This is a genomic window from Jannaschia aquimarina, assembly GCF_000877395.1.
Classification (GTDB): domain Bacteria; phylum Pseudomonadota; class Alphaproteobacteria; order Rhodobacterales; family Rhodobacteraceae; genus Jannaschia; species Jannaschia aquimarina.
The window spans coordinates 1-9286 of record NZ_JYFE01000066.1; the positions used below are offsets into that span (position 1 = coordinate 1).

Annotated in this window: 11 protein-coding genes; 4 read left to right on the forward strand and 7 right to left on the reverse strand. The window is 59.9% G+C overall.

All coding sequences use genetic code 11. The features are described from left to right. Both jaqu_RS22180 and jaqu_RS17595 read right to left on the reverse strand, forming a co-directional pair. Positions 1-246: hypothetical protein (locus tag jaqu_RS22180; RefSeq protein WP_236687894.1), on the reverse strand; the 246-nt coding region annotated here is incomplete at its 3' end. Continuing rightward, positions 236-1627 (reverse strand): type IV secretory system conjugative DNA transfer family protein, encoded by a 1392-nt coding sequence (locus tag jaqu_RS17595; protein WP_161793897.1) that lies wholly within the window; start codon positions 1625-1627, stop codon positions 236-238. The genes jaqu_RS17595 and jaqu_RS22180, both read right to left, overlap by 11 nt. Positions 1628-1940: 313 nt before the next feature. On the opposite strand from jaqu_RS17595, the gene jaqu_RS17600 reads away from it, so the two are divergent. Beyond that, positions 1941-2285 carry a plasmid mobilization protein gene (locus jaqu_RS17600; RefSeq protein WP_052501057.1) on the forward strand — a complete coding sequence of 115 codons (345 nt, stop codon included), beginning with the start codon at positions 1941-1943 and terminating at the stop codon, positions 2283-2285. Further along, entirely contained in the window at positions 2254-3525 is a 1272-nt protein-coding gene (locus jaqu_RS20840) for a relaxase/mobilization nuclease domain-containing protein (protein ID WP_052501058.1), read from the forward strand. The genes jaqu_RS17600 and jaqu_RS20840 overlap by 32 nt, the downstream gene beginning before the upstream one ends. A gap of 577 nt (positions 3526-4102) precedes the next feature. On the opposite strand, the gene jaqu_RS17610 is transcribed toward jaqu_RS20840, so the two are convergent. Both jaqu_RS17610 and jaqu_RS17615 read right to left on the reverse strand, forming a co-directional pair. Further along, positions 4103-4516, reverse strand: coding sequence for a helix-turn-helix domain-containing protein (locus jaqu_RS17610; RefSeq protein ID WP_161793898.1), 414 nt, complete (start codon positions 4514-4516; stop codon positions 4103-4105). An 805-nt stretch (positions 4517-5321) separates the two neighbouring features. Continuing rightward, a complete protein-coding gene (locus jaqu_RS17615) occupies positions 5322-6383 on the reverse strand; it encodes a replication initiation protein (RefSeq protein ID WP_043920325.1) in 1062 nt (353 codons plus the stop codon). A gap of 695 nt (positions 6384-7078) precedes the next feature. On the opposite strand from jaqu_RS17615, the gene jaqu_RS17620 reads away from it, so the two are divergent. Beyond that, entirely contained in the window at positions 7079-7321 is a 243-nt protein-coding gene (locus jaqu_RS17620; RefSeq protein WP_043920326.1) for a type II toxin-antitoxin system Phd/YefM family antitoxin, read from the forward strand. Next, on the forward strand, positions 7318-7809 hold the full coding sequence (locus jaqu_RS17625; protein ID WP_043920327.1) for a type II toxin-antitoxin system death-on-curing family toxin: 492 nt from the start codon (positions 7318-7320) through the stop codon (positions 7807-7809). The genes jaqu_RS17620 and jaqu_RS17625 overlap by 4 nt, the downstream gene beginning before the upstream one ends. Here the strand turns inward: jaqu_RS17625 and jaqu_RS17630 are convergent. The 3 genes from jaqu_RS17630 to jaqu_RS21755 form a co-directional block, all read right to left on the reverse strand. Next, positions 7806-8120, reverse strand: a complete 315-nt coding sequence (locus jaqu_RS17630; RefSeq protein ID WP_043920328.1) for a hypothetical protein — start codon at positions 8118-8120, stop codon at positions 7806-7808. The two genes, jaqu_RS17625 and jaqu_RS17630, sit on opposite strands and share 4 nt — an antisense overlap. Further along, positions 8117-8572: a hypothetical protein gene (locus jaqu_RS17635; protein ID WP_043920329.1), complete on the reverse strand. Its 456-nt coding sequence runs from the start codon at positions 8570-8572 to the stop codon at positions 8117-8119. Before jaqu_RS17635 ends, jaqu_RS17630 begins: the two co-directional genes overlap by 4 nt. Positions 8573-8763: 191 nt before the next feature. Then, positions 8764-9286, reverse strand: a 523-nt coding sequence (locus jaqu_RS21755) for a hypothetical protein (RefSeq protein ID WP_161793899.1), incomplete at its 5' end; no start/stop codon positions are given.

Sequence of the window (9286 nt, forward strand, 5' to 3'; positions counted from 1 at the left end):
AAGCTCGTGCACGCATCGGATTTCGATAACAGTCTTCTCACCCGAGCGATAAGCTTCGCGGGTCCCCTTCGGAGACTTGCGAGGTTCTTCAACCGTCGGAGTGTATGTCGCAGCCGATGGTGATGGAGTATCCGACCGGGTTCCATCGGGCCGAGTCTCGATAGAACTGTGGCCGGTGTACTGATTTGGGTCTGCTATGACGGCCTTCTTGAGGCGGTCGAAAGTGCTGGGCTGCTTATCGGTCATTCTCGGGCGTCATCCTGTAGGGCTTGAAATCGTCATCGAGCCACAAAGCGCGGTGCATCCATATCGGCGGCAAGCCAGGATAGATGATGCATTGCGCTTGTGACTGGCGTGAGAAGTAGATGGCTACCTCATCCGGCGTGAGCAGTGGGGCTGAGGTCATGGCCTTGCCCTTGCCATCGAACCCTTGGGCCGCTTGCCCGAGGCTGATTTCGTTTGTGGAGGTGGTGAGAACCGTGGTCGGACCTAGGCGGTTCGACACATATTCCAAGGTCATCATGTCATTCAGCCCGAAGGACTGGAACAGCGAGGCGTTGCCCAAGAAGGTTTGCCACCTGTCGCCATAGATGGCCTTTGCCTGGGTGAAGTCTTGCCAGATGGACCAGATCTTGAGGCCGTAACCGGCCATGAGGCCGGCGGCAGTTTCCAGCTGGGCCATGTGGCCAAGGACGTGCATCTCATCGAGGAGCAGCAGGGCAGGGATGGAAGGCTTGTCCGCGTCCGCTTCTACGGCTGCCATGAGCCGGTTGATGAACAGTCGGAAGAATCTGGCATGCTGCCCCATCAGGCCCGCCGGAAGGCATAGAAATACGGACTGTTCGCCATGTTTCCACGCCATGAGGTCGGGCTGCCGACCGGTCCCCGATAGGCAGGCGGCCATGGGCGGCGAGGAAAGGAACAGGATGTTCTGGCGCACGGTCGACAGGACCGAGCCTTGCTCATCTTCGCCCATGCCCAAGAGGGCGGCTGCCATCTCCGCCGGAACCCCTGACGCTCGGTCGGGCGCAGCCCGCATTTCATCAAGGAGCAGCCCGAAATCGTCCGGGTGAAGGTGCAGGAGCCGCCGGACTTCGACCAGATTTCGTGCCGGTTCTGGACCGGTCGCCGCCCAGGCGATGACTCCTCGCAAAACCAAGCGGGCATTGCTGTTCCAGTGGTCGTTAGCGGTTTTGGCGTCTGCCATGACCAGGGCGTCGGCGATAGCGTAGCACTCATCTACGAACATCGCATCGCTAGGCAGTAGCCCGGCCATAGGATTGAAGCCGGAGCGGTAGTCATCCGCGACATTGGACCATCCGAAGGGGTCGATGACGAACACGTCCTGGCCCATGCCTCCCGCAGGGACACCGCGTCCCTGTCCACGCCGTTCGGCCGTGAGGGCTGCATTCTCGCCTTTGGGGTCGAGGACGCAGACAGAGCCGGCATAGGTGGCGAGGTTGGGTAGAATGACGGAGAGGCCCTTACCCGCTCGCGAGCCGGCCACTGTCACACAGTGCCGGTCGTCGCGCAGGCCAATGAGCTGCCCTGCGGAACCACGCCCGACAACGATGTTTGAGGAGCCGGACTGCCATTGCGGCGCGGCTTCGATGTCTGGCGGGTTCATCCACATGCCTCGCGACGGGCGGTCGGCTTCGGAGAGAGGGCGGGGGAGACCCCTGGGCAGGCGGTCGAATGGCAGGGCGGCAGGCATAGAGTATCGGCGTTCTCTCGCGAAGGATTGCGCTTGAAGAATTAAAGCTTTGTTAAGTTTGATATGGCAGACTTGTAAGAGAGTGTAGCGAGATATGTTTATGGTGCCCATAAACCGCAGAAACCCGGAGTTTCAGCGTCTCGTTAGGGGGCCTTGCGCCGCCCCCTAAAACCCAGCTTGGCCGATGGAACCTATCGGCAGAAAGGACGATATGGCTCGGCCCAGGATGGCACCGGAGGACAAGCGCACGTTGCGAGTGAACGTGCGCGTCTCGGTATCCGAAGCAGCCGCCTTGCAGCAGAAGGCGAACGCGGCCGGGATGAACGTCCATGCCTTCACCCGTGCCGCTGCCCTCGGGCGTCGTCTGTCGGCCGCATCGACCGCGGCAACGGACTTCGAAACCCGCCACGAGCTGCGCCGCATCGGCACCAACCTCAACCAAATCGCCAAGGCTATAAACGCGGGACGCGATGGCCTGCCGCACAGCTTGGAGCTGGCATGCACCCAGCTCACGGCCTTGCTCGACAGGATGATGGACGATGGTCCCCAAGGTCACGAGCGCCGGCCGTAGCTTCAAGGGCGCGGCCCGCTACTACCTGCACGACAAGAAGGCCGCCACGGCCGAGCGCGTAGCCTTTGCCGAGACCTTGAACCTGCCCACCGACGACGCGCAACGCGCCGTTGCCCACATGGTCGACACGGCGACCCATGCGGAGCGGTTGAAGCTAGCTGCCGGCATCAAGGGCGGTCGGCCCCTACAGAAGCCGGTCTATACCTTCGCTCTCACCTGGCACCCGGACGAGGCCCCAACGCGAGCCGAGCAGATGGAAGCCGTGCGCGAGAGCTTAGACGTCTTAGGCATGGCCGACCGCCAGGCCGTCGTCGTGTCCCACAACGACACCGGACACCCGCATGTGCATGTGATGGTCAACCGTATCTGCCCGGAGACGGGCAGGGCGGCGAGCAACAGCAAAGACCACCTCAAGCTGTCCCGATGGGCCGAGGATTACGAGCGCCGGCGCGGGCGCATCCACTGTGCCAAGCGCGTCGAGAACAACAAGGCACGCCAGGCCGGCCAATGGCGCAAGGACCAGTCTGCGACCCGCCGCGATTGGCAGGCTTGGAAGAAGGCGCAGACCGCCGCTCTATGGGACGAGCATCGCGCCACCACAGCCGAGCTGAAGGACACCCGTAAGGGCCAGTATGACGCCCTATGGCGGCAGAAGGGCGAGCGCATCGAGACCCGCCGCCTTGAGCTGAAGGCCCTCTATCGCCCGATATGGCGGGACATGTTCAAGCGGCAGCGGTGGGAGTTGCGCGACTTCGACTCTGGTATGCATAAGCGCATCGGCTTTGCCCTCTCACAGCCTCACAGGAAGCCCCTGGACGTTCTGCGGGCCATCGTAGGGGGTGGAAGTCTCCGGAAGCGGTTCATCGCGTCCCAGGAGGCTGAGAAGCGCACCATCGGCATCGAGCAGCGGCGCAAGTCCGAGGATGCGGCCCGCGAGGTGACGAAGGCATGGCAGTACGACCGCGACAAGCTGCGCGACATGCACAAGGTCGAGGACCAGGCGCGCTATAAGGCGACCAAAGCCGAGAGCAAACGTATCTGGGAACAGCGGCCGGAGCCAACCCAGGACATGGACCAGGCCGGCGATCGACGCCGCCCCGAGAACCGGTCCACGCGCCAGGCAGTTGATGCAGGGCAGGAGCAACCCAAGCGGGCGAGGCGGTCGGCTAGCGAGGTTCAAGCCGAGAAGCGCAAGCGAGCGAAGGGACGGACCCGGAGTCGGCGGCGTACTCCGCGTTGATAGAGGTATCTCTACGAGAAAGTAGGGTCTCAACGATTGGGCGCCGAGACCCCCCAAAGCTTCTACGGTTTGTCTTGAGAGCGAGCGTTACTCCACCCCTCGTCATAAGACATTGTTTCAGCGACATTTTGCTCGCTGATTACACTAGTGACTATGCCATGTGGTGGATCATATTTACCAGAGGAGTAGTCTTCCTGACCCCTGTTGTGCTGCTCCGCTGCGCACTTAGAAATATAGCTATCGTCACTGTACTTCGACATGAGCTTTTTCTTTCGTACTATGGATGACCGTCTTTAGAGTATGGTGCCGTGAGCATCGCATGGCCACTGTTTTGCGGAGCATGCTCATGACGAACCCCTGTGAGTTGTCGCCCGAGACTCTTCCGGAACTTCGTTTTGAGGAAGCTAAGAAAGCTTGCGCGACGCTCTAGGCTTGCATGGCATCAGCTAGGCCCACATGCGAATGACCGACCATGCCATCATGACGAGTAGAAGCATAACCGCACAAACACCTTTAGCACTGATGCGCACCTTCGTGTCAGCCTTTTCGAACTCGATGGAGTAGTCGCCCCAATCCTTCATGCAGCTTCCTTCCGCCGCTGTCGTGCGAGGAACGCTTCATCGGTGCGGGCAAACTTGGAGAGCTTGGCAACGAGGTTTTCGAGGTCCACGACATATCGAATGTCGCCTCTCTCGTCCGTCTCTGACATGCGGGTAATCAACCCTAGGTCAGTCATCTTGCGAAGACTCCGCTGAACCGTACGGGAATCGCACCCCATCCGGTCAGCGATGGTCTTCGTGCGGGGGAACGGTCGTTGCTCCTGATACCACCAGTGCATGGTGATGTTCATCAGCACGAGCATGTCCGTTGCTGAGAGACCCAGCTCGACCTGCTTCTTGAGCAAGATATCCGGCAAAGTCTGGAAACCGGCCTCGGCCGCGTCCCCCCACTTTTCGGCCGCCTTCTGTGTTTTGCGTTCGCTTGTGCTCATGGTGGCAGACATAGGAGAAGGTTGCATCTGTTTAAACCATATATCTGTTTTTAGCGACATCAGTGTCGAATTATTCCTCGACGCAGATGTCGCCTATAAGAACAAAAAACGAACAAGACTCCACCTTCCGTCTTCGTCATGGTACAGCGTTCATCCCAAACCGGGGCACATCTACGTATCTGTGCACCCAACACCCACAATATCGAGTGCAGACATGGGTAGTATCAGTAGGAAGGCCGGGACGACCATGCTCCATGCCCCACGAACTGCGGCATCCCTGAGCCGGGCCTTCAATCTCTTCGTAACAATCCGCTTTTGGCAGCTCGGGAGCACTGCGGACACCATCGAAGTGGATTTCCGTCGCCTTCGGTCAGAGTGGTTCCAGCCGTGGTCTTCGCGTCCGACCATCAGGGCAGGCCAACCCCATCTTCCCAAGAATGGTCCGCCCACTTACACCTACGTCCACGAAAACATGGATGACGACCCGCACACGCATTGGATGCTGCATGTCCGTCCTGAAAACCTGGAGCGGTTCGAGGGCGCCCTACGTAAGCGGTTGAAGCGACAGTTTCATATCGCATCCTTACCCCGAGGGGTCCTGGACGTGCGACCTGCTCACAATCCCGAAGGGGCCAAGCTGTACATGGCTAAGACCCTGGACGGCCACTATGGCCGTCTATGGGGTATTCGTACGACTGATGGTGGCCGGATTAGCGGTCGGCGCGCCGATAGCAGCAGAAACCTAGGGCCGTCGGTCTGGCGACCTCTCAAAGCCGAGTATCGAGCATCTAGGCGTCGGCAGTAGTTATCGTCCGAGGCTCTGCCGGTATTTTGTCTTGGTGAAGCCTAGGAAGGCTTGTGCCACGCCCTTGGTGAACTCTGGCTTGCCCTTCGCCTCCCAGTGTTCCCAGAACTGCCGCTCTACATCCGCCATATCGAGCGTGTGGCGGGTTTCTCGGTCAGCCGCGGCGATGGCCCCTGAGGTCAGCACCGGCCGCCCCTTGGCCTTCAAGTCCGCTACGCGGGCCTTGCTATCCTTGGCCGCGCGGATGGTCTGTTCCGTCCGGATGCGGTCGGTGGACTTGGTGAGTTGGAAGACGATCTCCCCTATCTTTCGCCCCTTGCGAATAGGTTCGTAACCTACAGTGAAGCCAGCTCCGAGCGGGTCGTCGTTGATTTGCTTGATGGCCGGATGGAGAACCCGTTTTCGGAAATCGCGCCAATCATCGTATGACCCCTCCGGCACCTTGAGCCATTGGCGCAGCTCCTCGATGGTGACGCGACACTCCCCGTCTCGCCGGTTCGCAAATCCCTCAAGAATTTCGTAGAGCGTGACGGCATACTTGCCGGACAGTTTGATGAGGAAATGGACCCGCAGCCGAGCGAAGCGCAGCGGTTCGCGGATGATGGGGATGAGCGGTTCTGGGAACCAGAAATGCAGGTCGGAGCCGCGCTTCCCCTTCCGAGGCACCGAAGCCGAGAAGATGCTCGTTACGGTGTCGAACCGCTCATCACCGAACGTCACCTCAAACTCGACAATGGTCCGGGTGAGCCGCTTTGCGCTCTCCCAAATCCAGGCAGTGTCATGCTGCCCGCCTAGGGACCGGAACACGGTGTTGATGTCCTTGATGGCGACCGAATGACCGCCCTTCTGGCCCAGCTCCTCAAAGGCGACGTGCAGCAGGAAGGTCCACAGCTTCCGGTCGCGTTCGGTGTAGGGGCCTTCCACACTCGTGATGACCACTTGCAACGGAACCGGCACCGTCGCCGGGTCGTGCGCATCCATAATCCACGGGTTCCCTGTGGGCTGGATGCCCGAAAGTTCGTGTTCCTCGAACAGCGAGAGTGCGGCTTGGTCAGTGTTCATCGAATCGAGCGTTGCAGATTCGGAATGTGGACGGAAGCGATTTGTTCATGTCCACATTCAGGGGGAGAGGCTACGCCCAATCTGTCCCCCCTTTCATACCAGGAAGACACGCCCAATCTGTCCCCCTTTGCGCCCAATCTGTCCCCCTTTACAGGGGATTTCGCCCAATCTGTCCCCCTTAAATACTCCAAAATATTGATTTCGTTTAAGTATTAGAGGGGGAACACCATATAGAACACATAGAACAACACAGCAGAGCTGTGGATAAATGGCATCCGCCTACCGGCGGATACTCTACCCGCGATATGCAGCCCTAGCGGGCTGCGCGCGGGTTGGTTCGCTTAAGCTCACCAAAGGGAAGGCAGAACGTGCCTGAACCCTTGGAGGCCAGCAGTCGCTGAGAGATGCCTGAGCCACCCCAGAACCTCCATCAAGGGCAAGCAGGCTTCGCCTGTGCTTCGCACCCTTGACAGAGAACCATGTGGCGTCTCCGGGATGGCATCAGCGACAGCGGCTCCGAAGGGAAGGCACTTGAACTCCACCCCCTTGCCTAGACGGCAGGGCCTCCGCGCGGATGCGAAAAGAGGAGGCTCGAACCGTGCGACCTGCTGGGAGCTGTCCCTGGGCAAGGAATATGTTCCTATAGCCAAAATGGCTATTTTTCCTATATACTCATGGATGAAAGGAGGTTCATCATGACCCGAGTTACAGCCACAGACTTTAAGAACAACGTCGGCGCGTTCAGCGACGCTGCAATGCGGAAGCCCGTCATCATCACCAGCCATCAGCGGGACCGCCTGGTTCTCATGTCGGCCGACGAATACCGTCGCTTGACCGACCCGCAAGACACCATCGGAGTCAGCGATGAGCGCCGCCGCGAGCTATTGGCAGGCGCCGAATATCACCGCGACACCATCGTGGAGCTTGCCAAGCGATGAGCGAGCCGCGATGGCTCACCCGAGAGGATGTCGAAATCCTTCATGATGCGGTTATCGAAATCGGTGGGGGCGCGCAGGGATTGCGTGACCCTGCCCTACTCGAATCCGCTCTAGCCCGCCCTCAGAACGCCCATGCCTATGGCGAAGAAGACCCGTTCCAGCTCGCCGCAAGCTACGCAGAGAGCATTGCGCGCAACCATGCGTTCGTGGACGGGAACAAGCGAACAGCCTTCCAGGCGTCTCATCAGTTCCTCAAAGACAACGGATACCAGCTTGACCGCGCGAAGGGCGTGGAACATGCCGAGATGATGGAGCAGCTCGGCCAAGGTCATCTGACCCGAGAGCAAGCGGCCGAGCATCTACGCGCGCATTCCCGGCCCTTGGAGCGTGAGAAAGAACGCAAGCAGGAGCAGCCCCGTCGCGCCGAGCGTACCGCAGCCGAAATCCGTGCTGAGAAGCGCGAGCGGTCGAAGGGCCGTCGGCGCTAAAAAATCCCTTCTCCGTCGTCGTCCTCCTGGCCCGTCGCAGGCCACTTGGGGATTTGCTTCCCATCGACCGAGATGAGACGCAGCGGCTCCCGCCATTCCTTACGCCATCCAGCATCGACCAACAGTTGCCCGAGGTCGTCCCGCGTCTCAGAAAGGCGGTCGGCCGCATCGCTGAGGGCGCGCATAGATGGGTCGTTCGTCGTGCGGCCATCGAGATTGAGCGCGATAAGGTCGCCGACAACTCCATCCCATCGGTCGTTGATCGTCTCGAATAGCCCGAGCAGATGCGCCCGCAGCTCAGGCTCAGTCATGCGTCCTGGCCTACCAAAGCGCGCCCCAGGCGGCCGAGATACCCACGGCGGGGCTTGGTCCCCTGCCCTTCCCGTTGGTCGGTCAAAGCGGCTAGTGTCTGTCGAAAATCCGCCCGCTGTTCGTCCGCTAGCTGACGTAGGGCCTCAATTTGCCCGGTCAGTTGCTCGCGCTCGCGCTCGCGTTCGAGGTTGGCTGTCGCCAGCTCTCGCTTAGCCGCCTCAAGTTCGACCTGTAACACACTGGTCGAGTTGTTTTCTTGGGGGGTCGGTTGCGGTTTTTCAGATGTGTCGGTGCCCGGTTTTGGGAAAACGCGGAACAGCTCGGCCGGGTCGATGAGCCAATGCCCCTTGTCGTTCTTCGATGCACTCATGCGCCCTGTTTTTAGGGCTTCAAGAAGAGTCGCCTTGGCTATGCCTGCCTCCTTGGCGGCGCGGTTTGCTGATAGTGTCATGCCTGTATCCTCGACTGGTCGGTTGCGGTTTTGGTGACTGGTTGTCGACCAGTCTTACCGACCATCGTCCTGTGTTCGCAGGTCTCAAGCAAGAGGGACCGTTCAGCTTGTCCACAACCGTGGCAAGGCGGGGGCCAAGCCCTTCGATATTTGAGGTCTACGGGCTTGGCCCCCGCCTCGGAGCTGGTCGGCTAGAACAGGACCGGAGGGCCTGCTTCACCCGGTTCTGCCTCGGTCTTGCCGACACCGGCCACTATGCCGTTCATCCAGATGACCATCTCGGCCGAGTGGTAAGAGTTGATGAGGTACGGCAGGTCTTCACCCCATTCACCGTATGACAGCCGGAGGCCGGTCATACCGAACGACTTGTCCATGAAATGGTTCTTCAAGCCAGCGTCCTGGCCTTCGACCTTGTAGCCGATGCGGAAGCCCGAGGAGTGTTCACGGGCATAGTATTTCCCGCCAACTTTGATGGTGCCCTCGGATATCTCAATGGGCAGCCAGAACCGGCGCGTGAGTACCACCCATATAGGACCGATGATGCTGGCGAGGGGAATGAGGAAGCCTACCAAGCCCATCGAGAGCAACATGATTGGTGTAACCACGAACAGTCCGATGACGCCTAGGGTGGTGGCGATGGCAGGGGAGAGCCACCACCAAAGCTCGTGCACGCATCGGATTTCGATAACAGTCTTCTCACCCGAGCGATAAGCT